Genomic DNA, 24543 nt, shown 5'->3' with positions numbered 1-24543 from the left:
CTCGCCGGTAGCGACTACCAGCCGGCCGGCAGGGCCGTGAAGTCCGGCTGACGGCCCTGCGCGAACGCGGTGAGGGCCTCGATGTTGGCCGGGCCGCCCATCAGCTCGCGGAAGCAGGCGTTCTCGCGCTCGCGCGCGGCGTCGATCTCGGCCCGCAGCGGCTCGGTCATCGTGCGCTTGACCGCGATCAGGCTGGAGATCGGCTTGGCGGCAAGCACTTCGGCGTGCGCGCGGGCCGCGTCCATCAGGTCGTCCGGCTCGCAGACCCGCCAGACCAGCCCCATCTCCTTGGCCTGCGCGGCGTCGATCCACTCCGAGGACATCAGCAGCCAGGCCGCGTTCTGCCTGCCGACCAGCTTGGGCAGCAGGTAGCTCGATGCCGCCTCGGGCGCGACGCCCAGGCCGGTGAACGGGCACTTGAGCCTGGCGGTGCTCGACATGAAGGCCAGGTCCGCGAAGCCGAGCACGGTCGCGCCGATGCCGAGCCCGATCCCGTTGACGGCGCAGATCAGCGGCTTGGGGAACTCCACCAGCGCATCGAGCAGCCCGGGGAATCCGTGCTTGCCCGGCCGGAAGTCGGGATCGGTGGTGCGGGCGTGCATCTCGCGCAGGTCCGTGCCTGCGCTGAACGCCCGCCCGCTCCCGGTGAGCAGCACCACCGCGACGCCCGGGTCCTCGGCGGCCGCGCGCAGCGCCTCGGTGGTGGCGTCGTAGAGCGCCTCGTCGAAGGCGTTCAGCGCGTCGGGCCGGTTCAGGGTGATCGTGCGGACGCGCTTGTCGTCGGTGATGAGGAGGCTCATGGACGAATGCTAGAACGTGTTGCAGTTTCGGGGGATGGGTTCGCTCTTATCCCGGGCGGTCGTCGGCCTGGGGCTTGCCCAGGTCGGCGGGCACCTTGAGGACGGAACGCGCCTTGTCCGAGATGTCGCAGTTTCCCGACGCGACAGAATGGAGGATGCCGTTGTAGACGAGATCCCACATCGGTTGGTTGGATTGCACGCTGCGGATCACCAGTCCATGAATGTTTTGGCCGGACGAATCGGTCAGGATCAGAGCGCGGTTCAGACCGCTGACGGTGAATCGGATCTGGGTGAGCTCGTAGGTGTTGACCCAGTTTCTGTTCTGCTGCACCCAGGTCGAGCCTGCGGCCAGCCAGTCGCCGTGGCGAAAGGTCCATAATCCCCACAGCACGGTCGCGGCGAACACAACCCAAACCCACCAGTAGCCCAGCCAGTCGAGGCCGCGCTTGAGTACCAGGAAGGCAACCAACACCAGCAGAAGCGCACCGATCGCTTTCCAGGTGTCCGACTTTGACATCTGGTTCCATTCCAACGGCGGTCCAAGTTCAGAGGGGCCAGCTGGCGGGTTCTTTGGCTCGCGGCCGTGGGGTGTCGGTGTGTGACCTCGCCATTCGCGCGGTGCTCGTGGCGGCCTCGGCAAACCGGTCAGCTTGTCCGGAATCGGGGAAGGACCGGTAAGAGGGTTCACGGACTGCCCATCGTGACGTCCCATTATTCGCCGCCCGCCCATTCGATGGCCTCGCTGACTCCCCAGCCAATGAAGACACCGCCTACGACGACTGCGACCGTTGCGGGCCCACCCGCCGCGCTCGCCATCATCAGTTCGGTGGCCACGGTTCCCGCGGCGAAGCCCGCGACGTTCTTGCCCACGGATAAGGCAGCGTCGCCCTTGTCGTCGGCATCGGCCACTTCGAGCCCGGTTTGGACGACCGTCACAAGTCCACCGGCAATGGGGATCTTCGATCCAATCTTCGACAATGCCGTGGTCCCGCCCTCGGCGACGACTGGTTTCGCGAGCGCCCGCCAGTGTGGCTTTTCCACTCCGCCGGGGAGAAGCCGGTTGTACGGCGTGTTCGAGGCCGCCCTCACCGCGTCGTCGGCACCCATGCCGAATCGTTCGGCGGCATTCATCGCGGACCGGCGCAACGATTCCGGAAGTGGTTCGGCAGCAATAGACCGAAACCGTTCGGACTGCGCGGTCATCGTCCTGGCGAAGTCGTCCCATGGAGCTTGTTTGGCGACCATGGCCTGCACGTAGCCGGTACTGATCCCCGCCGCCAGCCATGGAGCCTCATCGAGGAATTCGCCCTTGAACGCTGTGAATGCTGTTCGCTTCTCCAGCATCGCTTCGCGCAATTCCACGTGCGCCTGCATCTCCAGCCTGCGTCCTTCGCCCGCCATCGCGAGGCATTCGGCGTATGCGGCCTGCTGCTTCGCAAAGGCCGCCTCAGCTGCGGGGCTGACCGGCCCGACCGACACGACACGTTGTGGGTCGCCGATCCAGGTCGGATCGCACGGATTAGGTCCGGTATACAGCCCGGCTTCGAGTGCGATGGCGGCTGCCTGCACCATTCGTTCCTTCGCCGTGGTGATGCCGTCGACGAACTCCTGCAGCGCCTTGGCGGTATCTCGCGCCCGCTCGGCGAGGTCGCCGGTCACCCGCTCCAACGCAGTGATCCGGTCCCGGAATGCGTCGCCCGCGTCGCCTCGCCAATTCGTCTCCGAGGACGAACGCGCGTCAAGGAAGGTCCGCGCCTCCTCGTCGGTCCCGTTCGCGAGCGCGTACAGCGCATCGACACACGCCGCGCACGATTGCGGATCCGCATCGACCTCGACATAGATCGGCATTAGCGGTCTCCGCCCGGATTGGGCACTGCCTGCCCGGCCTTGCCGATAGCCTGGCCGGCGCTCGCGTCCGACTCGGCGTAAGACCTGGCATTGGCGTGCACGGTGTCGGCGGCGCTCGCCTCGACGGCGGCGGCCTGAGACATCGCTCCGGCCAGGGCCATCAACACATCACCGACAAACGAGGTGGACGCGCCCGCATTCGGTAGCGCAGGCGCCTGCGCGGCCAACTCCTGAAGCCCGCTCGCGCCCAAGGCCAGCGAGCGAGCGGCGGGGGAGAGGTCGTCGACCTCCAGCGGTGAACTCATCGCAGATCCCCCGCGCCCCACACCGACGCCGACTCGAGCCACGAGTCAGGAAGAGCCTCATCGTCCGCCTGACCAGGCTCCGGCTGTTGCCGTCGGTGTGCGTCCGGGATTCTGGCGTCGACCAGTGCCACGTCGAACCCGGTCGCGGCCTTCACCTGGTCGAATCCACTGCCGCCGAGGGCGCCCCAGTGTTGGTGCGGCCCGCAGCAGCGCACGAGGCTCGGGATCGACGTGTAGACCGGCAGTGCCACACGGCCGTCCGGCAAGGTGCGCAGCTCGAGTTGGACCCGACCGGACGCGTCGTGTGGACGGGTCGGTACGAACAGCACGTCCGCGCCGAAATGAGTGTGCTCGACCACCTGAACCCCCCCCGGATCTGATCCGTTCGATGGTAGACCAGGTCGTTCCGCGACCAGCACGACGCGCATCGTTAGCATGGGCAGCAGTGGCGACCGGCCGACAGGCGCGGTCGGTGTCCGGGCATCGGAGAGAAGGCGGTCGGCGTCGTGAAGAAGTACCTCCCCACCTGGCACGACGACGAGGTCCGCGCCCTGTCCGAGCTCGCGGCCGGGTTCTTCGAGCGGGAGGTGGTCGCGCACAACGAGAAGTGGGACGCCCAGCACCGCATCGACCGCGACGTGTGGCTCAAGGCCGGCGAGCTGGGCCTGCTGTGCTGCTCCATCCCGGAGGAGTACGGCGGCGGTGGCGGCACGTTCGCGCACGACCTCGCCGTCTTCGAGGCGCAGGGCCACGCAGGCGACCTCGCGTTCGGGATCGCCGTGCACAGCGGCATCGTCCCGCACTACATCGCCGAGTACGGCACCGAGGAACAGAAGAAGGCGTGGCTGCCGGGGATGGCGACCGGCGAGATCCTCGGCGCCATCGGCATGACCGAGCCCGGCGCCGGCTCGGACCTCAAGGCGATCAAGACCACCGCCATCCGTGACGGCGACGACTACGTGGTCAACGGCTCGAAGACGTTCATCACCAACGGATCCTCCGCCGACGTGATCGTGCTCGCCGTCAAGACCGACCCGAAGGCGGGCGCCAAGGGGGTGTCCCTGCTGATCGTCGACCTGCGCGACTGCCCCGGGTTCGTCGTCGGGCGGGTGCTGGACAAGGTGGGCCAGCACGGCGCCGACACCTCCGAGCTGTCCTTCACCGACGTGCGGGTGCCGGTGTCGAACCTCCTCGGCGACGCCGAGGGCCAGGGCTTCGGGCAGCTGATAGCGCAGCTGGTGCAGGAGCGCCTGATCATCGGCGCGCAGGCGTCGGGCGCGATGAACCGGGCGGTGGAGGAGACCGTCGCGTACACGAAGTCGCGGCAGGCGTTCGGGCACAATCTCTTCGAGTTCCAGAACACGGCGTTCGAGCTCGCCGAGTGCCAGACGATCGCCCGCACCTGCGAGGTGTTTCTCGACCACGCCGTCCAGGCGCACCTGCGCGGCGAGCTCGACCCGTCCGAGGCGGCGATGGTCAAGTACTGGCTCACCGAGCAGCAGTGTGCGGTGATCGACCGGTGCGTCCAGCTGCACGGCGGCTACGGCTACATGCGCGAGTACCTGATCGCGCGGATGTATGAGGACGCCCGCGTCCAGAAGATCTACGCGGGCGCCAACGAGGTGATGAAGGGGATCATCGCGAAATCGCTGTAGCCGTCACCTCGTTGGCCCCGGGTCTAATTCGACCGCTGGATCAGGTCGGCCGCCTTCTCACCGATCAGCACGGACGGCGCGTGGGTGTGGCCGCGGATGATGGTCGGCATGATCGACGCGTCCGCGACCCGCAGTCGATCCACCCCGCGCACCCGCAGCTCGGGGTCGACGACGCTCGCCGCGTCCTTGCCCATCCGGCAGGTTCCGGTGGGGTGATACAGGGTGTGCGAGGTCCGCTCGAGCGCGGCCGCCAGCACCTCCTCCAGGGGCGTCCTGGCGGGCATCGAGGGCCGAATCATCGCGCCGAGCCGAGACTTCAGCGCCGGGGCCGAGGCGAGCGCATCGCACACCCGCAGGCCCTCGAGCATCGCGCGGCGGTCGACGCCGCTGTCGCTGAGGTAGCGGGGATCGATGATCGGCTTGTCCGCGTGGTCCGCGGACCGCAGCGTGATCTCCCCGCGGCTCTCGGGCTTGAGCAGGATCGTCCCGATCACCGCGGCGTGCTCGGTGGCTGGCACGAGGCCCTCGTCGAAGAACGGGGCTGGGCCGAAGATCAGTTCCAGGTCCGGCAGTGCGAGTTCCGCACGGCTGCGGGTGAACCCGTACGCCTCGGCGACGTTCGAGGTGAGCATGCCGCGGCGACGCACCAGGTAGTTGACGAGCTCGGGGATCTTCTCGGCGGCGAAGAGCGAATCCGATTCGACGCTATAGCCGAGCATCGACACCAGGTGATCGGTCAGGTTGCGGCCCACCTCCGGGAGGTGGTGCTGCACGGAGATCCCGTGCCCGCGCAGGTGCTGCTCGTCGCCGATCCCGGACAGCATCAGCAGCTGCGGGGTGTTGATCGCGCCGCCCGAGAGGATCACCTCCTTGCGGGCCCGCACGGTCCGGCGCACGCCGCCGTGGACGTACTCGACCCCGACCGCGGCCGATCCCTCGAACAGCACCCGCGTCGCGGCGGCCTCGGTGAGCACCGTCAGGTTGGGTCGCTTGCGAGCAGGTGCGAGGTAGGCGTCGGCCGTGCTCCACCGGGCGCCGCGCTTCTGCGTGACCATCGTCTGCGAGAAGCCCTCGGGTGCAGCGGTGTTCGCGCGTTCCAGCGGAAATCCGGTCTGGCGCGCCGCCTCGAGGAAGGCCCCGGTGAGGGGGCGGGGGCTGCGCTGGTTGCTCACCGAGATCGGGCCGGCGGTGCCGGCGTCGTCGGCCGCGGTGGCGCCCTCGACGTTCTCGAACCTGCGGAAGTATTCCACCACCTTGCCGAAGGACCAGGAGTCGTCCGCGAGTTCGGCCCACTCGTCGTAGTCGGCGGCGAAGCCGCGCACCCACATCATGGCGTTCATCGACGACGATCCGCCGAGCATCTTCCCGCGGGGCCAGTAGATGCTGCGGCCCCCCAGGCCGGGCTGCGGCTCGGTCAGGTAGTCCCAGTCCATCTCACCGCGGAACAGCTTGGAGAAGGCCGCGGGAATGTGGACGAACTTGTCCTTGTCCTGCGGCCCGGCCTCGAGCAGGACGACCTCGTTGCGCGGGTCGTTGCTGAGCCGGCCGGCCAGCGCGGCGCCGGACGATCCCGCGCCAACGATGACGTAGTCGGCTGCCGACGGTTCCTGATTCATTCGTTCGTCTCCGCATCGAAAAGTGTTAGAAAGAACGGCCATTGACGTGCGCGGTGCTCAGTATGCAGGCTTCACCCGCGCAGCGCAGAGGCGAAGATCGCCGGCAGTCGGGTCCACGACGGGTTGCCCGCGAACGCGGTCAGCAGGCGCCCGGTGCCCGCCGCGGTCTTGTTGGTGACGAACCACGGCGGCTTCGGCGAGATCGACCTCTCGCCGTGCAGCAGTGAGCGCGGGGACGGCCGGAACGGGCCGCGCACCACGGTGCGCTCCGGCCGGTCGATCAGCAGCGCGTTGTGGACGACGCCGATGCCGCTCTGCACATCACTGAGGGTGTGGCCGGGGAACGCGCCCCAGGTCGCCGCGGCGGTGAGGAACCCGACCCCGGTCCAGGCGTTGACCGCGATCGTCCCGTACCGCAGCGACTCGAGCAGCGCGTCGAAACGATCTCCCATCGCGTCGATGGTGCCGGGCTCGGCGATGATGTTGACCCCGAGCGTCCCGACGAACTGGTCGTTGACCACCTCGGCGGCGCGGGCGGCGAAATCCTTTCCGTCGTGCGGCAGTTCGATCACGCCCAGCACCGGCCCGAAGTACTCGGTCTGCAGGAGCGGGGCGAACTCGTCCGGCCGCAGGCCCGACACCAGGACCCGGCCGCCGCGGTCGCCCAGCCGCTCGGACTTCGGGTAGGACTGCGCGGCCGACGCGACCCGATCGTCGCTGCCCGGGTAGTAGGCCGGGCGGGCGGGGGCGCGGTCGACGGCGGCACGCAACGCGGCGACGAACTCGTCCCGCTGCTCCCACTGTGAGGACAGCACCACCACCTGCGACGCGATGCAGTTGTAGCCGCCGTTGTGCAGGCGTTGGGTCGCGACGTGTTCGGCCTGGAATTCGATGTCGGCACGGCTCCACTTGCCGGGCAGCACGATGGTCGGCGACACCCCACCCAGCTCGCTGGTCATCCCCTTGTCGAGGACCGGCTCGCCTGCGGCCTTGCGGCGCGCGCCCTCCTCGCCGGTGCCGAAGACGATCGCGTCGTGGGTGAGTGCGCTGCCCGTCATGTGCACGTGGTCGACCAGCCGATGCCGGGTCAGGTACGTGCCGACGTCGGCGCCGCCGGTCAGCAGCCGGACCACACCCGCCCCGATGAACGGCTCGAGCACCTTCGTGAACACCGGCAGCATCAGGTCCATGATCGGGTTGAGCTTGAGCGCGACGACGCGGTTGTGCGCGAACAGTTCGTACAGCGTGTCGAGCGGGGCGATGGAGGTGATGTTGCCCGCGCCGAGGACCACCCCGATGCCCTGGGTCCGGGTCGGGTCGAGCTGCGCGAGGCCGGCCTCGCGCTGTGCCGTCGCACGATCGATGCCCGGCTCCAGCCACACGTCCGCGCTGAACCCGCTCAGCAGCAGCTTGTCGAAGACGTTCATCGGCAGCGCCCGCACCGTGGTGCGCCCGCCGGGGGCGGTGCCGAAGGTGGCGTCGGCCAGCGGGCTCGTGCCCGACTCGAGCTTCGCGAGGCTGGCGGACAGTGCGGTCGTGGACATCGCCATCGCGTATGGCCCGGACATCCACTCCTCGCCGACCAGGGGCGAGTCGGGGTCGAGGCGCTTGATCGCGACCGCCGCGGCCACCCATTCGGCTGCGTGTTGCACGGTCAGCTCGCTGACCCGCTCGAGCAGTCGTCGGCGTTCGCCCAGGGGCAGGCCCGCCCAGGTCTTCTCGCCCTCGACGAGGTCGGCGAGGGCCTCATCGATGGCCGGATGGGTGCTGGCGGGATCGTGATCGGACACCGGGTGACTCCGTTCGGTTCGAGTCCGGCGGGCCGGACCCGTCGGATCTTCTACTGTGATCCTCGTCGCATCGGGGTGCCATGCGCCATAGGCAAGGGGCGTCGAAGTTCGCGGGCCTTTTGTGCGGTCGCACAAAAGGCTGTGGCGTGGGTCACTGCCGGGCGGCTATCCTGGTCCGATGGTCGTCAGCCCCGAACTCGCGCCGCCGTCGTCCGTCGATCTGCTGCACGACATGCGCGCCTCGGTGGACGAACTCACTGAGGAACTCGTCGCTCGCATCGTGTCCGCCGAGCAGGACTACGCCGACGCCTCCCTGCTGACGCCGGAGCAGCTGCGGACCGCGTGCCGGGACAACCTGACGTCGATGCTCGCGAATCTCGACGGCACGGCGCCGGTCCGCCTCGAGTCGGCCCGCGCGGCCGGCCGGATGAAGGCCGATCAGGGTGTGCCGTTGGCCGCGTTGCTGCACGCCTTCCGGCTCGGCGGACGGTTGATCTGGGAGGAGCTGATGGCGCGTTCGGACGGTCGCGCCAGCCAGTGGCTGCTGGACATGGCGGCGCAGGTCTGGGCGCTGGTCGACGTCTACTCGGACGCCGCGGCCGACGCCTACCGGGAGGCGGCCGACACCCGTGCCAGGGAGGACGCCGAGGCGAGGCGGCGGCTGATCCGGACCCTGTTCGCGAACCAGGCGCTCAACCCGGCGGGCGCAGCCGACGCGGTGCGCGCGTTCCGGATCCCCGAGCGGGGAGCCTTCCTGGTGGCGTCCGTCGAGGAATCGGAGTCCTGTCCGTCGGCGGATTCATTGCGATCCGAGCTGCGTTGTGTCGGCGTCGAATCGGTGTGGGACACCGAGGTCGACGGTCGTGTCGGGCTGCTGTGGGCAACGGCCGCACCGGCTTTGGAGGCGGGCCTGGTCGCGCTGGGCGGGATCGGCGTCGGACGCGTCGGGGTGAGCCGGGGCTTCGGCCGACCCGGTGGCATCGGCGAGGCGGTGGAGCAGGCACGGCAGGCCCGTCGCTGCGCGCTCGACGGCGCGGTCGATGCGACGCGCTACGACTCGGTTCCGGTGCCGCTGCTGGTGATCCGGCAACCGGACGCCGGGCAGCTCACCGCCCGCCAGGTCCTCGGGCCGGTGCTGGCCCTGCCCGCCGATGACCGGGAAAGCCTGTTGTCGACGCTGGAGGCCTGGTTCGCCGCGCGCGGCTCGACCACCGCGGCGGCCGCGCGGCTGCACTACCACCGCAACACCGTGCTGTACCGCCTGCGCCGGATCCAGGAGCTGACCGGGCGGGACTTCTCCGACCCGGTGCACGCCGCCGAGCTGTACGTCGGGCTGTGCGCGCATCGGCTGCTCGGGGTCGGGCGGGAGTGAGCGTCGCGCGGCGACAGCGCCGAGACGGCTATTCTGGCCGGGTGACGCCGTGCGCGGCGTCCGGGAGAGCCAATCCGGGGGGATGTCATGGGGGCGGTGGACGGCGGCTGCGGTGCGCTGCTGGCCGAGATCGAGGCGTTCTACCAGGGGTTCGGTCAACCCAGGGCGCTGACCGACGCGTTACGGTCGTCGGTGCTGCTGATGCCCGTGACGGGCGACGACAGGCTGCTCACCAGTAGCTTCGGCGGGCTGGACTGGATCTGCGCGTTCACCAGCGAGGACGAGTACGCGCGGTACCTCGCCGCCCGCGGGGACTCCGAGCACCGAGGCTTTCGCGCCCTGCTCGGTGGTCGGATCGTCGACGACCTGATCCCCGGCCTGGCGAATCCGACGGGAATCGCCGTCGACATCGCAGGCCCGTCGCCGATGGCGTTCCCGCCCGCCGAGGCCCGGTCGTGAGCGACGAACTCGGGGTCGACCCGCAGGTACTGGTTCAGGCCGCGCAGGGCATCACCGCGATCACCGGATCGCTCGAGGGGCTCGGGATCGGCGAGACGGCCGCGGTCGGGCGGGGCTTCTCGCTGCTGGCGCTCTCGCCGATGGAGGCGGGCAAGCAGGAGGTGCAGACCGGGCTCGAGGAGTTCGCCGAGCGCTGGTCCTGGGGCGTCCGATCCCTGGTGCAGTCCGCGAACGAGATCGCCCGGGTCCTCGACCTGAACGCGGGCCTCTACCACGAGATGGAGCAGAAGGTCTCGGACACCTTCAAGACCATGTGGACCCACGCGGTCGGCAACCCGCACCTGAGCGGCGAGGAGATCGCGGACCGCAGCTGGGAGGACACCCTCGCGGACAACGCCGTCAATCACGTCCTCAACCCGGATTACAGCGCGGAGTCGTTCGCGGAGGCGGCGCAGACGATCCAGACCAACAACGAGGTGATCGAGGCGGTTGCGCCGCAGGCATTCGCGAACGTGTCGCCGCAGCTCGCCGACGCCGTCGGGGTGGACGCGGATCGCGGTTGGAACACCGGGGCCGCCGAGCTCGCCGCCGAGATGACTGCCGGGGGAGGGGGAGCCGATGAGCTGGCTCAGTGACACCTGGGACGACGCCACGGGGGCGATCGACAGTGCGGGCGAGTTCGTCGAGGACGCGGTCGAGTCGGGCATCGAAAGCCTCGGGCAGGCAGCCGATTCCGGGCTCGACGCGGCGTCCCGCGTGGCCCGCGGTCTCGGCGCCGACGGCGTCGCCGACGCGCTGACCGACCTCGGCGATCAGGTCGCGAGCCTGACCGGCGGCGCCGTCGACGAGCTCGAATTGGGCCAGACCGAGCAGCCGAAGGAACTGATCCGCGGCGAACCCGCCGCCATCGCCGAGGCCACCACCACCCTGGGCGAGCTCTCCAGCAGCATCGCCTCCACCGGCGACGCGCTGCGCACGATCGACGCCGCCGGCTGGACCGGCACGGCCGCAGACGGATTCAACGCCGTCTTCGACAAGCAGCCGGGGCTGTGGCACGAGGCCGCCGACGCGATGAGCGCGGCAGGCCGGAGCCTCACCTCGTGGAGCTACACCGTCGAGGCGGCGCAGGCCCGGGCGGCGCAGGCCGTCGAGATGTGGAAGCAGGCCGAGCGGGAGGAGCTGGCGTGCAAGACCGCCTATGCCGCGCTCAGCGCCGACGCGCAGGTGGGCACCCAGCTGGTCGACAGCTGGAGCGCGATGAAGGACGCGGCCCGAGAGATCCTGCGCAGTGCCCGGATCGAGCGCGACGGCGTGGCCGGCCAGGTCGCAGGCGCGCTGGAGCAGGCCACCACGGCCGCACCAACCGCGCCGCCGTTCACCGAGCGCATGGTCGCGAACGTCGCGGACGCCACCGACGCGCTGGAGGTCGCGAAGACGAACTTCGGCGCGGGCCTGCTGACGGGACTGAGCGGCATTGTGCAGTTCGTGCGCCAGGTCAACCCGGCGGACCAGTACAACCTGACGCATCCCGCCGAGTACGGCGCGGCGATGTCGGACCTGGCGACCGGCTTGTTCGTTGCGGCCGCCGACCCCGGCGCCGTGGTGTCCGCGATGGTCGACAACGCCCTGGACAATCCGTTCGAGTTCGCCGGCAGCCTCACCGGCGACGCGATCCTGACGGCGGCGACCGCCGGGGCGGGCGGCGGTGTCGCGGCGGCTCGATCGGTCGAGCGGATGGTCGACGCCGCGGGCGACTTCGCCGGGCCGGGGCGGCTCGCCGACACGGTCGCGGACGGGGGCCGGAACCTTCCGACTTCCGACGCCCCGCGGATGGAATCGCCTGCCCCGGTTGCCGAAACGCCTCGCCTGGACGGGCCGACTCCCGAGGCCGAGACCCGTCCGGCCGGGGTCGAGGATGGGCCGACGGATCGCGGGGAGGCGCAGTCGCAGCCCGTGGAGCGTTCGCTGGAAAGGGACGGGTCGCCGACTGACGAGCCGCCGACGGATCGCGGAGAACCCGATTCCCCGAAGGTCGACCACACACCGGACGCGGGCGATCAGGCGCCCCCGAGCCTCCCCGACGGGGACGGTGGTGCGCCGGTCGACGCGCCCACCGCGAACGATGGCCCCGACGGCGGTGAGCGGCCGAACGCGACCCCGCACGACCTGGCGGAGGCCGACAACGGCGTCAACCAGGCGGCCGACGACGCGGGCGTGGACAGCGACCGCACCAGCGACCAGAACTGCGAGGACCGAGACCCCGTCGACGTCGCGACCGGCGAGTTCCTGCTCCCCGAAACCGATCTCACCCTGCCCGGCGTGCTGCCGCTGGTGTTCGGGCGCCGGCACCGGTCCAACTTCCGGTTCGGCCGCTGGTTCGGGCCGAGCTGGTCGGCCACCATCGACATGCGGGTGGTGGTCGAGGAATCCGGGGTGACCCTGCTCGCCGAGAACGGGCTGATGCTCACCTACGAGCACCCCGAGGTCGGCGCCGAGGTGCTGCCCGCGTCGGGGCAGCGGTGGCCGCTGACCCGGACCGAGACCGGCGGCTACCGGGTGCACAATCCCGACCGAGACCTCACATGGCACTTCGCCCCGAGATCCGAACTCGGTGGGCTGGATTCCGCGCTGGGCAACTTCGCGATCAGCGCGATCACCGACCGTCAGCACAACCGCATCCTGTTCCGGTACGGGCCCGACGGTGCGCCGACCGAGATCGTGCACTCCGGCGGTTACCGCGTGCTGCTCGAGACCGGCGGCGGTCGGGTCACCGCGCTGTCCGTCGTCGACGGCGACACGGCCACCGTGGTCCGCCGATTCGACTACGAGGCAGGGCATCTCGTCGCGGTCACGAAGGGCGACGGCGGCACCACCCGCTACGGCTACGACGCCGAGGGGCGGTTGGTGACGTGGACGGACAGCAACGGCAATCGGATGTCCAACACCTACGACGACGAGGACCGCGTCGTCGTGCAGCATGGCACCGCGGGGATCCTCGACTCGCGGTTCGACTACACCGACACCCCGGACGGTGCCGGCCGGGTGACCGTCGTGACGGATTCGACCGGGGCCACCACGACCCACGGCTTCGACGAGGACCTGCGATTGCGCGACCTGGTCGACCCCGCGGGCGGACACACCCACACCGACTACAACTCCCGCCGGGAACCGCTCCGGGTGCGCACCCCGGACGGCGCCGTCACCGCGTACCGGTACACGCCGGACGGGGACGTCGCGCGGATCACCAGGCCGGACGGCCGGGTCGTCGCCATCGACTACGCCGCGCCGAAACGACCGGCCGCCGTACGCAACCCGGACGGCAGCACGTCCGCGCGGGAGTGGGACCGCGACGGGAACCTCACCGCCACCGTCGACGCGGCCGGGGCTCGCACCACGTACGGCTACCACCCCGACGGGTCGCTCGCGCGGGTCACCGGACCGACCGGCGCCACCACGCTCGTCGACTGCGCCGACGCCGGGTTGCCCGCCGCGGTCACCGACCCGAAGGGCGCGGTCACCCGCATCGATCGGGACGGATTCGGGCGGCCGACGGCCGTTACCGACCCGACCGGCGCGACCACCCGGTACCGATGGTCGGCGGACGGCCGGATGTTGGGGCGGATGCATCCCGACGGGGCGAGCGAGTCGTGGGAGTACGACGGCGAGGGAAACCTGCTCTCGCACACCGATCCGGTCGGATCGACCACTGGCTACGCGTACGGCGACTTCGACCTGCTGTCCGCGCGCACCGACCCCGACGGCTCGGTCACCCGCTACACCTGGGACACCGAGCGTAGGTTGACCGCCGTCACCAACCCGCTCGGCGACACCTGGACCTACCGCTACGACCGCGCGGGCCGGCTGGCGTCGGAGACCGACTTCACCGGTGCGACAACCGGGTACACCCACGACGCGATGGGCCGCGTCGCAACGGTGACGGCGGCGACCGGGATCACCCGCCGGCACAGCTACGACGTGCTCGGCCGGCTCACGGACATCCGCGCCGAGTCCGGCGAGTTCCTGCGCTTCGGCCACGATCCGGCCGGGCGCGTGACCTCCGCCGTCTCCGGCGAGGGCGAATCTCCGGTGCATACGGTCGACTTCGCCTACGCGGTGACAGGACAGCTGCGCAGTCAGATCGTCGACGGCGACCAGGAGATGTGGTTCGAGCACGACCTCGCGGGCCGACGCACCCGCCGGTTCTCGCCCGGCGGCGGCGACACCGGCTGGCGATGGGATCCGGCGGGGCAGCTGGCCTCGCTCGCCGCCGATGGCCGTCAAATGGACTTCACCCACGACCCGCTCGGCGCGGTCACGGGATGGAAGGTCGGGGAGCTCGCGATCGACCGCAGCCACACCGCCCGTGGGCAACTCGCCGGTCAGTCCGTTACGGCGCGCCCCGCGCCGCTGCTCAACCTGGGCCTCGGTTCGGGCTCGGCGTCGGGGCCCACGGTGCTGCGTGAGGATGCCTACGAGTACCGGCCCGACGGGTACCTGACGAACCACACCACCGTCCGTGGCGACGCCACCGATGCGGACCGGGTGATGCGCCGCGGCTACGCCCTCGACGGCGTCGGCCGGATCACCACCGTCACCCGGAACGATCTCGCGGTCGAGAGCTACGGCTACGACCGGCTCGGCAACGTCGTCGAGGCGGCGTCGGGTGCGGACCGCCGCGAGTACCGCGGCAACCTGCTGATCCGGGACGGGCGCACCCGGTACCACTACGACGAGGCCGGCCGGCTGGTCCGCAAGACCACCACCCGGATCTCGCGGACCGCGGACACCTGGCATTACCGGTACAACGCCTTCGACCAGCTGGTCGGCGTCACCACCCCGGACGGTCAGCGGTGGCGGTACACGTACGACGCGCTGGGTCGCAGGACGACGAAGGCACGGATCGACGGCGAGGGCGTTGTCGAGGAGCTGACCCGGTATGCCTGGGACGGAACGCAACTCGTCGAGCAGACGCACGGCGACGCGGTCACCCGGTGGACCTATGCGCCCGGCAGCTTCACCCCGCTGACACAGACATCGAGCCAGGGCGACGTCGACGCCGAGTTCTACGCGATCGTCACCGACCTCGTCGGCACCCCCGTGGAGCTGATCGACCCGGACTCGGCCGAGGTGCTCGGGTTGGCCGCCGCGGACCTGTGGGGTCGGACGAGCTGGGATGGCGTTTCGACGCCGCTGCGGTTCCCGGGTCAGTACCACGACGACGAGACCGGGCTGCACTACAACCTGCACCGGTACTACGACCCGTCGACCGCGCGGTATGTCACGCAGGATCCGCTCGGGTTGGCGCCGGCAGCGAATCCGAGTGCGTACCCGCATAATCCGACGGGGTGGATCGATCCGTTGGGGTTGGTGCCGAGGGCCTGCGACCTCGGAAACGTAATCGCCAACCATGGTCCGATGAACCCAGGACCGCTGTCGACTGAACTGGCCGAGACCTTCCGAAGCGGGACCTATGCGCACGTCACAACGACCGATCCGGTTACCCTCTATCGGGTTTTTCCGGATGGAGGTAGCCCACTCGGGCGCTTCTGGACAATGGATGAACCACGCGGGCCACTCCAATCGCAACTGGACAGCGCGCTGAACCCGGACTGGGGGAACACAGCTGAGAATGTAGCGTCAATCACGGTGCCACGGGGCACGGACATCTATGCGGGATTCGCAGCCGAACAGAAACTAGCCGGCGGTGGAATCCTCAGCGGTGGCGGGAGTCAGATCATTATCAACAAGGTGGATCCATCGTGGCTGAACTAGGTAGTGCGGAGCGGGTCGCGCGCGATGTTGCAGATTTCTCGTCGCGGTATCACGATATTGGGATAATCCTGCCCTCGGGGTGGCTCGGGAAACCGTATGACGAGTCGTATGAACTGATCGACGTGCAGGAGAAGTTTGGAGTTCTCTCGCTCGGATTCAGTTGGGATCACAAGATCACGATCGTCAATCCGCGGAATGTATCGACCTCGCTGACTCCTCAGGAGAGAGGTCGCGTTGAAGAGCGGATTACCGTCCGAGATTTTGATGAACTCGTCTTCGAGAGGTCGACATTGGTGCGAAAGGGCTATAGGTCAGGCGAACTCACGCTGGTGGCTACCGATTGGCTAGCTAGCTAGCCGCTGCAGGTTGGCGCGCGAGATAGGGAATCAAACGTGCGGATGTCGGTGCAGCTCCTGCGGGTCTACCTCGATGATCTTGGTTTCGGCGAGCGGGACTACGCAATCGGGCACGATGCCGATGACAGGCACTGCCTGGTTCGCGACGGCGACCAGTGGGTCGTGTACTTCTCGGAACGTGGTGCACGGTGGGACGAAGTGAGTTTCGACTGCGAGAAGGTCGCATGCATGTTCATGCTCGGACTCTTCACTCAAAGGTACGTCGAGCGGTGGCCACGTCATGGCAGTGGGCGCACGCGGTGATTCTCGAACAGGTCAGCAGCGACCCGGCACCGGAACTCGACGGGTTCGCGATCGCCAAATGATCGCCGTCTTCGCACCCCGGGATTCCGCGAAGGCACCCGCGGGTCGAAGACGGCCGATCCTCCCACTCGTCCCTGGCGGAGCGGCCCGTGCCCTACCCTTGCGGCATGGGAGGCCCCGGCATGCGTAGACCCTCGCACCTACGGGTGGTGCCCACCGCGCCCGAGGCGCTGCGCGCGTTCATCGACGAGACCGACGATGACGTGGCAGTCCAAGCGCCGGGACGTTCGGATCGTGCCCAGCGTCGGCGGGATGCGGTGAGCTACCAGGTGCGAATCGAGCTCGACGGCATCGCCCCCGCCATCTGGCGGCGCATCGTTGTCCCGTCGAACCTGAGGCTCGACGAACTGCATCCGTTGCTGCAGGCGGCGATGGGCTGGGGCGACTGTCACCTGCACCAGTGGGCACGCGTGGACCCGCAGCGACCTTCCCGCCGTGAGGTCTTCGCGATGCGGTCGAGCATTGAGGACAGCTTCGCGGACGAGGACGACGACGCCTGCGAGGAGGACGTGCGACTGGACCAGGTGCTGCGGGAACTCGGGGACACCCTGCTGTACGAGTACGACTTCGGCGACGGCTGGGTGCACACCATCCGGCTCGAGGCGGTCGCCGAGGACATGGCGCCGGTGGCCTGCCTCGCCGGCGAGCGCGCCTGCCCTCCCGAGGATTGCGGAGGAGCACACGGCTACGAACACCTTCTGGAGGTGCTCGCCGATCCCGCGCACCCGGAGCACGAGGACCTGCGGGCCTGGGCCGGACCAGAACTCGCCCCGGAGACCTTCGACCTCGACGCGGTGAACGCGGCACTGGGCATGCGCGATGAGCTTCGGCGATATCCACCGGTGCTCGATTCGCAGCTGGCCGAGTTGCTGACCCGGATTCCGTATCGGGCTGCACCGCAGCTGTATTCGCTGATTCCGCGGGCCGAACTCCAGGGTGGTGTTGGCTCGGATTTCGAGCAGACGCAGGCGAGTGCCCTCGCGCACCTGCGATGGCTGCTGCACCGGATCGGTCCCGACGGCATCACGCTGACCGGGTCCGGGTATCTGCCGCCCGCAGACGTCGAGGCGGCGCGCAACGAGCTCGACTGGGGCGTGAGCTGGATCGGGAAAAGTACCCGCGAGGTCGACAACCCGCAGATCCAGTCCCTGCGCGAGGCCGGGCGGGCGTTCGGGTTGACCCGAAAGCTCAAGGGCAGGCTGATCCTGACCAAGCTGGGCGTGTCGCAGTTGCGGCGCGACGACCTGTGGTGCCATGTGGTGACGACGCTGCCCCTCGGCAAGGAGCGCGTCGAGCAGGAGGCCGGACGAATCCTGCTGCTCACCGTCGCGGCCGGCGCGTCGAGCAACGAGCGCGACGCGGTGATGGTCGAGGCGTTGAGCGTCCTGGGCTGGCGCAACGGCGACGGCAGCCCGCTGAGCGCGTCGGACGCGGGTTGGGCGGCCGATGCCACCCGCCGGTTCCTCAGGACGATCGGGGCGCTGGGCGACACCTTCGGGCGGGCGAATGTGCCCACGGATCCCGAATGGGCCCGCGTGCTCGCGCGGATGGCGCTGTCGATGTAGTCGGCGGCGCGCCGGTCGCGCAGGTTGATCACCGTGAACGGCGATGTGAGAGTGACGTTTATGAACCCGGAACCCGCTCGCGGCACTCCGTCTCGGATGGACAGCGGCTCACGGGGCGGCGGCGATCCGGCCACGCCGCGGGCGGGCACGATCCGCGAGGCGGTATCGACCCTCAACCCCGGGTATTTCGCGCTGGTGATGGCGAGCGGGATCATCTCGGTCGCGATGAAGACCAAGGACCTTCCGTTGTTGTCCGGGTTGTTGTTCGCGATCGCGGGGATCGGCTGGTTCGTGCTGCTCGTGCTGGTGATCTGGCGGGTCCTCCGCTATCGCGAGCAATTCCTCTCCGACTTTCGCGACCCGCGCCGCGGATTCGGATTCTTCACCTTCGTTGCGGCCACCTCTGTGGTGGGTACTCGCTGCACGATGGAAGGGTGGTCCGATCCCGCATTCGTGCTGCTGACGATCGCGGTGCTGAGCTGGTTCGTGCTCGGCTACGTCGTGCCGTGGACTGCCGTGCTCAACCCGACCATCCGTCCGACCCTGCCGGGCGCGAACGGCACCTGGTTCGTCTGGGTGGTCGCGAGCCAGTCGATCGCGGTGCTCTCGGCGGTGCTTCAGCCGGGCGAAGGGCTGGGGCGTCGTGAGCTTGCGTTGTTGGCGGTCTTCTCGTGGTCGGTCGGGGTGATCCTTTACGGGGCGGCCGCGATGCTCGTCCTGGCGCGGCTGATGCTGTATCCGCTCGAACCGAAGGACCTGATCCCCGCGTACTGGGTGTCGATGGGCGCGACCGCGATCACGGTCCTCGCCGGGGCCCGGATCGTGCAGATGGCCGACGCGCCGATGGTCGACGCCACCCGCGGGCTCATCGCAGGCATGTCCGTGATCTTCTGGGCGTTCGGTACCTGGCTGATCCCGATCCTCCTCGCCGCCGGCTGGTGGCGGCACGTGACCCACCGGCTGCCGCTGCGCTACGACGCGACGCTGTGGAGCATCATTTTCCCGCTCGGCATGTACGGCGTGGCCGGGCACTACATCGGCGAGGCCGACCACCTGCCGATCGTGCGCGGCATCGGCGAGGTCGGCTCGTGGGTGGCGTTCATCGCGTGGCTCGCGGTGTTCGTCGCGATGGTGCGTCACCTGGTCCGGACGCTGCTACTCCCCGCGATTAGGCGGCTTCGCCGCCCGTGAGTACTTCTGGTCCGCCTGGGGACCAGAAGTACTCACGGGCGCGCAGCGCCTACTTCCGCGCGAACACCGCCGGTTCGGTGCCCGGCACCTGCGCGACCTGCTCGCGCGCGACGAGGTGCCGCAGGTGCGCGGCCGCCTCGGACAGCGCCATGCCCTTGGCCATCGGATGGAAGTCGGTCCACGGGCGGTACCACTTCATCCGCTGCGCCACCTCCCAGACGGTGATCCGGTCGTCGCCGAACGCGTCGAGCAGGTGCTCGAGCCGCTCCTCGTGGTGCTCGATCAGTTCGCCTGCGCGGCCCGCGACGTCGTCGAGCGGGATGCCGTGCGCGCCCAGGCCGCGGGTGACGTCCATCGTCTGCACGCGGCGCAGCGAGTCCAGGAACTCGGCGAGGGCGTCGCGCTCCTCGAGCGGGTAGACGAAGTTACCCACGTGCGGGGTGGTCTTCTGCAGCACGTGGTCGCCGGTGAACATCACCTCGGCGTCCTCGAGGTAGAAGCAGACGTGCCCGGGGGTGTGGCCCGGCGTGTGCACCACGCGCAGGCCGCGGCCGGTGAGCGCGACGATTTCGTCGTCGGCGAGCAGGCGGTCGGGCGCGGACTCGGGGCCGACGGGGACGTCGCTGCCCGTCGCGGCCCGGAACGCATCCAGGTCCTCCTGCGCGGCGCCCGCCTGCGTCAGGTTGGCGAGCTGGTAGTCCATCCACTCCGCGTCGCGGCCGGAGGACATCTTCGCGAACATCTCGTGGTCGGACTCGTGCATGGCGATCCAGGCGCCCGAGGCCTCGCGCACCCGCCCGCACAGCCCGGTGTGGTCGGGGTGGAAGTGGGTGAGCACCACGCCCTCGACCTCCGAGACCGAGTGGCCGATCGACTCGAGGCCGGAGGTCAGCCCGGCCCAGCCCTCGTCGGCGTCCCACCCGGCGTCGACCAGGATCAGGCCGCCGGGGGATTCCATCGCGTACACCAGGGTGGAGCCGAGGGGGTTGTGTGACATAGGAACGGGAATCTGGAAGATGCCATCTCCGATGGCTGCCGCGTCGAGCATTGTGACCACCTCTGGACTAGTGAAATAGGTTCTACCTTTCAGTCATGCCTACTCCACGGGTGTCGGTGGTGTGGGGATCGGGTCCCGCAGAGCGGAACCGTGTCGGCCCCGTTTTCCTGCCCGCACACAGTTCTTCGCGCCGTCACAACGGCGTTGAACGCGCAGAAAGTGTGGGACGGCGACAGAAGGTGTGTGCGGCTCGAGGTCGCTCGTCACGGCCGGCCCATGGAAAGCGTCTAGTTCGCTAGACTGGTAAGTGTCTATCCGATTAGACTATTTTGGTGATTGCGGAGCAACCCACCAAGAAGGTCCAAAACCGCCTTCGCGATGCAGGGTTCGCGCCGCAGCGCACGGTCGGTAGCCACACCTTTTGGACCGGCCCGAACGGTGCAGCGGTCTCCTGCCGGACGGGCACCGGACCATCTCGCCCGGTGTCGTCCGCAAGGTTGACAAGGCCATCGCCCAGAGTAGGGAGTAGTCCGTGCGGGCGCCGTGGGCCGGCCGCGTCCATGCCCGGCTGCACCCACCAAAGCAAGGAGGACAGGATGACGACGTACAGGGTCGAGGTGACCCGAGAAGGTAAGTGGTGGATGGTGTCCATCCCTGAGCTCGATGGGCTGACTCAGGCTCGACGCCTCGCCGAGTCCGATCGGATGGCTCGCGAGTACATCGCGGTGACCACCGGCGTTCCTTTGGACGAGGTGTCGGTCGAGGTCGAGGTCAACGTCGGCCGGGTGCGCGACGCTGGCATGCGTGCTGCGGAGATTCGTCGCGAACGCGACCACGCCGCGGAGCTCGAGGCCCGCGCGTTGGCTGAATCCAAGCGCCTAGCGCATGAGCTCGCGGCCGAGAACGTCCCCGTGCGCGACATCGGTGAGATTCTCGGCGTCACATTCCAGAGAGCGAGCCAGCTGGTCAATTCATAACTCGAGCATCGTCAAGCGGGCTCGTCCCAGTAACAGAGCGCGGCGCGAGCCCTGCGTACAAACCTGCTCGGTCCGTGGCGCTGGAGTGTCGGTCGCCGGTGAGACGATGTCCGCCTCGCACTGTGATAAGCCTGAGCCGACCGTCCGGGGAGCTCGAACGCAAGGGGGAGTACGTGCTGACGCTGCACCGCGCCGAACGCTCGGACACCCTGGCCTCCGCCCTCGCGGACCTGCTCGCCACCCCGCTCGCCGACCCGTTCGCCCGCGAGGTGATCGCGGTGCCCGCCAAGGGCGTCGAACGCTGGCTCACCCAGCGACTCTCGGCCACGCTGGGCGCCGTTCGTGGGGACGGCGTCGCCGCGAACATCGCCTTCCCGTCGCCGGCCCGGCTCGTCAACGAGGCGCTGGCCGCCGCGACCGGGGTGACCGCGGACGACGATCCGTGGGAGTCGAGCCGGGTGCTGTGGACGCTGCTCCGGGTGATCGACGACAGCCTCGACGAGCCCTGGTGCGCGGTGCTGGCCCGGCACCTCGGGCACGGCGCCGACGACTACCGCACCGGCCGCCGTTACGGCACCGCCGCGCACCTGGCCGAGCTGTTCCGCAGCTACGGCACACAGCGACCGGCCATGTTGGTCGACTGGGCCAAGGGCCCCGATGTTGCGAGCGCCGACGGCCCCGGTGTTGCGAGCGCCGACGGCCGCGACACCGACGGCGCGGGCGGCCCGCTCGACGGCGACCTGCACTGGCAGGCGCAGCTGTGGCGCCGGCTGCGGGAGCGGATCGGCAGCCCCAGCCCGGCGGAGCGGCTTGACGACGCCTGCGACCGGTTGCGGTCCGAACCGGGCCTGGTGGACCTGCCCGCGCGGCTGTCGCTGTTCGGCCCGACCCGGCTCAGCGCCGACCAGATCGCGGTGCTGGACGCCCTCGGCGCCAGCCGCGACGTGCACCTGTGGGTGCCGCACCCCAGCCCGACCATGTGGTCGACCCTCGAGAGCGTCGACCCGCCGGCCACCCGGGCGCAGGACGACAGCGCGCTGTCGGTGCGGAACCCGCTGCTGGCCAGCCTGTCCCGCGACGTCCGCGAGCTGCAGGCCCGGCTCACCGGCCTCGGCGTCGAGGACGTCCACCACACCGCCGCGCCCGCGCCGACGACCCTGCTCGGCCGTCTGCAGGCCGACATCGCCGCCGACCGCGCGCCCACCGAGCCCGCGACACCCGACGGCTCCGTGCAGGTGCACTCCTGCCACGGCCCGGCCCGCCAGGTCGAGGTGCTGCGCGAATGCCTGCTGCACCTCTTCCAGGACGACCCGACCCTCGAACCCCGCGACATCCTGGTCATGTGCCCGGACGTCGAGACCTACGCCCCGCTGATCCGGGCCGCGTTCGGGCAGGACGTGCTCGGCCACCCCGGGCACCGGCTGCGGGTCCGGCTCGCCGATCGCGCTCTGCACCAAACCAATCCGGTGCTCGCCGTGGTCGGGACGCTGCTGCAATTGGCGGACGCCCGGCTCACCGCGACGCAGCTGCTGGACCTCGCCGCCGCCGAACCGGTGCGCCGCCGCTTCGGGTTCAGCGACGACGACATCGAACGCATCCGCGGCTGGGCGGTGAGCGCGGGCGCCCGCTGGGGCATCGGCCCCCGGCAGCGAACCGCCTACGGGCTGGACGACTTCAAACAGAACACCGTCGGCGCGGCGATGGACCGGATCCTGCTCGGCGCGGCCGCCGACGAGTCGGAGGGCTGGCTGAACCTGGCGCTGCCGCTCGACGACGTCGACAGCAACGACATCGAACTCACCGGCCGGCTCGCCGAATTCGTGGACCGGCTCGACGTGTCGCTGCGCGGGCTCGCCGGGCCGCAGACCACCACGCAGTGGTCCGCCAACCTGACCCGCGCCCTCGACCTGCTGACCGACGTCGCCGCCGCCGACGCCTGGCAGCTCGCCCAGGCGCACCGCGAGCTGGCCGAGGCGCTGGAGAACGGCGGAGAGGCGGTGCTCCGGCTCGCGGACGTCCGGTCGATGCTCGCGAGCCGCCTCGCCGGACGCCCCACCCGCGCGAACTTCCGAACCGGCGAGCTGACCGTCTGCACCATGGTGCCGATGCGGTCGGTGCCACACCGGGTGGTGGTGCTGCTCGGGCTCGACGACGAGGTGTTCCCGCGCGGCTCCGGCGTGGACGGCGACAACGTGCTCGCCCGCACACCCCTTCTCGGGGAACGCGATCCGCGCAGCGAGGACCGCCAGCTGCTGCTCGACGCCGTCATGTCCGCGGGCGAGAAGCTGCTGCTGCTCTACACCGGCAAGGACCCGGTGAACGGCTCGCACCGGGCGCCGGCGATCCCGCTGGTGGAGCTGCTCGACACGGTCCGCGCCACCACCGGCGCCGAGGCGTACGCCGGCGTGGTGACCGAACACCCGCTGCAACCGTTCGCCGCCACCAACTTTCGGCCGACGAACCCGTTCAGCTTCGACCGGGCGGCGCTGGCGGGCGCACGGTCGCTGCAGCGACCGCCGGTCGAGGTGCCGGAGCTCCGGTCGGCGGCGTTCGAGCCGCTGCCGCCCGAGGACGTGCAGCTGGCGGACCTGATCGCGTTCCTGGCCAACCCCACCCAGGGCTTCCTCAAACAGCGGCTGGGACTGCGGATCCCGGAGCTCGAGGAGGACATCGCCGACGCGCTCGACCTGGAGCTCGAGCCGCTCGTGACGTGGGGCGTCGGGCAGCGGATGCTCGACGCCCGGCTGGCGGGCGCGGACCTCGATTCCGTCCGGGACGCCGAGTGGCGCCGCGGCACCCTGCCGCCGTTCGAGCTGGGCAAGAACGTGATGGCCCGGGTCGTCGACCAGGTCGAGGCGCTGGTCGCCGCCGGTCGGGAGGTGCACCAGGGAGCCGCCAGCACCGTCGATGTGGACGTCGACCTCGGCGGGCGCAGGCTGACCGGCACCGTCGGCGGCGTGCACGGCGCGGTGATCGCGAGCACCGGCTACTCGAAGCTGGCCGCCAAGCACCGGCTCACCGCCTGGGTGCAGCTGCTCGCCGTCGCCGCCTCCGACCCGACCGACACGCAATGGCGGGCCGTCACCATCGGCCGCGGCTCGGGCCGAGACCCGCTGGCGCGCTCGGTCCTGATCGCCCCGGCCGACGCCCGCGACCAGCTCGCGCGGCTCGTCGAGCTGCGCGACCGCGGGCTCTGCGCGCCGCTGCCGATCGGCACCAAGGCATCCGCGAAATACGCATCCGTCCGCGGAGGCGGCCGACCGATCGAGCAGGCCCTCGCCTACGCGGAGAAGGAGTGGGGCGGCGACTTCGGCGAGTGCCACGACCGGCACATCGGCTTCGTGTACGGGCCCGCGTCCGGCCTGTCGGTCCTCACCCGGGAGGCGGCGGACGGCGAGGAGCCGACCAGGTTCGGCACCCTGGCCCGGCAGATCTGGGACCCGCTGCTCGCCGCGGAGAAGTTGGAGAGGCCGTGAC

18 protein-coding genes are annotated in these 24543 nt (G+C 69.9%); 10 read left to right on the top strand and 8 right to left on the bottom strand.

Annotated elements, in window-relative coordinates:
• Nucleotides 1–14 precede the first annotated feature (14 nt).
• The 5 genes from ACFXMV_RS16045 to ACFXMV_RS16025 form a co-directional block, all read right to left on the bottom strand.
• Nucleotides 15–800: an enoyl-CoA hydratase/isomerase family protein gene (locus tag ACFXMV_RS16045; protein ID WP_378498326.1), complete on the bottom strand. Its 786-nt coding sequence runs from the start codon at nt 798–800 to the stop codon at nt 15–17.
• Between the two features lie 46 nt (nt 801–846).
• A complete protein-coding gene (locus tag ACFXMV_RS16040) occupies nt 847–1317 on the bottom strand; it encodes a hypothetical protein (RefSeq protein ID WP_378498327.1) in 471 nt (156 codons plus the stop codon).
• Between the two features lie 194 nt (nt 1318–1511).
• Nucleotides 1512–2648 (bottom strand): hypothetical protein, encoded by a 1137-nt coding sequence (locus tag ACFXMV_RS16035; RefSeq protein ID WP_378498328.1) that lies wholly within the window; start codon nt 2646–2648, stop codon nt 1512–1514.
• Nucleotides 2648–2953, bottom strand: coding sequence for a hypothetical protein (locus ACFXMV_RS16030; protein WP_378503043.1), 306 nt, complete (start codon nt 2951–2953; stop codon nt 2648–2650). The genes ACFXMV_RS16035 and ACFXMV_RS16030 overlap by 1 nt, the downstream gene beginning before the upstream one ends.
• A complete protein-coding gene (locus tag ACFXMV_RS16025; protein ID WP_378498330.1) occupies nt 2950–3312 on the bottom strand; it encodes an SAV_915 family protein in 363 nt (120 codons plus the stop codon). The genes ACFXMV_RS16030 and ACFXMV_RS16025 overlap by 4 nt, the downstream gene beginning before the upstream one ends.
• 147 nt (nt 3313–3459) lie before the next feature.
• Here ACFXMV_RS16025 and ACFXMV_RS16020 point away from each other — a divergent pair, with 147 nt between their 5' ends.
• Entirely contained in the window at nt 3460–4608 is a 1149-nt protein-coding gene (locus ACFXMV_RS16020; RefSeq protein WP_378498331.1) for an acyl-CoA dehydrogenase family protein, read from the top strand.
• A gap of 23 nt (nt 4609–4631) precedes the next feature.
• On the opposite strand, the gene ACFXMV_RS16015 is transcribed toward ACFXMV_RS16020, so the two are convergent.
• Complete coding sequence (locus ACFXMV_RS16015; protein WP_378498332.1) at nt 4632–6224, bottom strand: GMC family oxidoreductase; 1593 nt, start codon at nt 6222–6224, stop codon at nt 4632–4634.
• 71 nt (nt 6225–6295) lie between these two features.
• Nucleotides 6296–8014 carry an aldehyde dehydrogenase family protein gene (locus ACFXMV_RS16010; protein ID WP_378498333.1) on the bottom strand — a complete coding sequence of 573 codons (1719 nt, stop codon included), beginning with the start codon at nt 8012–8014 and terminating at the stop codon, nt 6296–6298.
• A gap of 178 nt (nt 8015–8192) precedes the next feature.
• On the opposite strand from ACFXMV_RS16010, the gene ACFXMV_RS16005 reads away from it, so the two are divergent.
• From ACFXMV_RS16005 to ACFXMV_RS15975, 7 genes are all read left to right on the top strand, one after another.
• Complete coding sequence (locus ACFXMV_RS16005) at nt 8193–9386, top strand: PucR family transcriptional regulator (protein ID WP_378498334.1); 1194 nt, start codon at nt 8193–8195, stop codon at nt 9384–9386.
• Nucleotides 9387–9473: 87 nt separating this feature from the next.
• Complete coding sequence (locus ACFXMV_RS16000; protein WP_378498335.1) at nt 9474–9845, top strand: SseB family protein; 372 nt, start codon at nt 9474–9476, stop codon at nt 9843–9845.
• A complete protein-coding gene (locus ACFXMV_RS15995; RefSeq protein WP_378498336.1) occupies nt 9842–10480 on the top strand; it encodes a hypothetical protein in 639 nt (212 codons plus the stop codon). Before ACFXMV_RS16000 ends, ACFXMV_RS15995 begins: the two co-directional genes overlap by 4 nt.
• Complete coding sequence (locus tag ACFXMV_RS15990; RefSeq protein WP_378503044.1) at nt 10464–15617, top strand: putative T7SS-secreted protein; 5154 nt, start codon at nt 10464–10466, stop codon at nt 15615–15617. The genes ACFXMV_RS15995 and ACFXMV_RS15990 overlap by 17 nt, the downstream gene beginning before the upstream one ends.
• Nucleotides 15605–15973, top strand: coding sequence for a hypothetical protein (locus ACFXMV_RS15985; RefSeq protein ID WP_378500524.1), 369 nt, complete (start codon nt 15605–15607; stop codon nt 15971–15973). The genes ACFXMV_RS15990 and ACFXMV_RS15985 overlap by 13 nt, the downstream gene beginning before the upstream one ends.
• Before the next feature lie 470 nt (nt 15974–16443).
• Nucleotides 16444–17901 (top strand): plasmid pRiA4b ORF-3 family protein, encoded by a 1458-nt coding sequence (locus tag ACFXMV_RS15980; protein ID WP_378503045.1) that lies wholly within the window; start codon nt 16444–16446, stop codon nt 17899–17901.
• 96 nt (nt 17902–17997) lie between these two features.
• Nucleotides 17998–19092 carry a tellurite resistance/C4-dicarboxylate transporter family protein gene (locus tag ACFXMV_RS15975; protein ID WP_378503046.1) on the top strand — a complete coding sequence of 365 codons (1095 nt, stop codon included), beginning with the start codon at nt 17998–18000 and terminating at the stop codon, nt 19090–19092.
• 49 nt (nt 19093–19141) lie between these two features.
• Here ACFXMV_RS15975 and ACFXMV_RS15970 read toward each other — a convergent pair whose 3' ends face one another.
• Nucleotides 19142–20140, bottom strand: a complete 999-nt coding sequence (locus ACFXMV_RS15970) for an MBL fold metallo-hydrolase (protein WP_378503047.1) — start codon at nt 20138–20140, stop codon at nt 19142–19144.
• A 545-nt stretch (nt 20141–20685) separates the two neighbouring features.
• On the opposite strand from ACFXMV_RS15970, the gene ACFXMV_RS15965 reads away from it, so the two are divergent.
• Nucleotides 20686–21066: a HicB family toxin-antitoxin system gene (locus ACFXMV_RS15965; protein ID WP_378498953.1), complete on the top strand. Its 381-nt coding sequence runs from the start codon at nt 20686–20688 to the stop codon at nt 21064–21066.
• A 173-nt stretch (nt 21067–21239) separates the two neighbouring features.
• Nucleotides 21240–24542 (top strand): exodeoxyribonuclease V subunit gamma, encoded by a 3303-nt coding sequence (recC, locus tag ACFXMV_RS15960; RefSeq protein ID WP_378498962.1) that lies wholly within the window; start codon nt 21240–21242, stop codon nt 24540–24542.
• Nucleotide 24543 lies beyond the last annotated feature (1 nt).

The organism is Rhodococcus sp. NPDC059179 (assembly GCF_042754885.1).
In the GTDB taxonomy this organism is placed as follows: domain Bacteria; phylum Actinomycetota; class Actinomycetes; order Mycobacteriales; family Mycobacteriaceae; genus Rhodococcus_G.
Note: the sequence above shows the minus strand (reverse complement) of the source record. Positions and strands in the feature narration are given on the sequence as shown.

Coding starts and splice junctions, on each gene's coding strand:
- ACFXMV_RS16045 (WP_378498326.1), bottom strand. CDS start 800: ATGAGCCTCCTCATCACCGACGACAAGCGCGTCCGCACGATCACCCTG.
- ACFXMV_RS16040 (WP_378498327.1), bottom strand. CDS start 1,317: ATGTCAAAGTCGGACACCTGGAAAGCGATCGGTGCGCTTCTGCTGGTG.
- ACFXMV_RS16035 (WP_378498328.1), bottom strand. CDS start 2,648: ATGCCGATCTATGTCGAGGTCGATGCGGATCCGCAATCGTGCGCGGCG.
- ACFXMV_RS16030 (WP_378503043.1), bottom strand. CDS start 2,953: ATGAGTTCACCGCTGGAGGTCGACGACCTCTCCCCCGCCGCTCGCTCG.
- ACFXMV_RS16015 (WP_378498332.1), bottom strand. CDS start 6,224: ATGAATCAGGAACCGTCGGCAGCCGACTACGTCATCGTTGGCGCGGGA.
- ACFXMV_RS16005 (WP_378498334.1), top strand. CDS start 8,193: ATGGTCGTCAGCCCCGAACTCGCGCCGCCGTCGTCCGTCGATCTGCTG.
- ACFXMV_RS16000 (WP_378498335.1), top strand. CDS start 9,474: ATGGGGGCGGTGGACGGCGGCTGCGGTGCGCTGCTGGCCGAGATCGAG.
- ACFXMV_RS15990 (WP_378503044.1), top strand. CDS start 10,464: ATGAGCTGGCTCAGTGACACCTGGGACGACGCCACGGGGGCGATCGAC.
- ACFXMV_RS15980 (WP_378503045.1), top strand. CDS start 16,444: ATGGGAGGCCCCGGCATGCGTAGACCCTCGCACCTACGGGTGGTGCCC.
- ACFXMV_RS15975 (WP_378503046.1), top strand. CDS start 17,998: ATGGACAGCGGCTCACGGGGCGGCGGCGATCCGGCCACGCCGCGGGCG.
- ACFXMV_RS15970 (WP_378503047.1), bottom strand. CDS start 20,140: ATGCTCGACGCGGCAGCCATCGGAGATGGCATCTTCCAGATTCCCGTT.
- ACFXMV_RS15965 (WP_378498953.1), top strand. CDS start 20,686: ATGACGACGTACAGGGTCGAGGTGACCCGAGAAGGTAAGTGGTGGATG.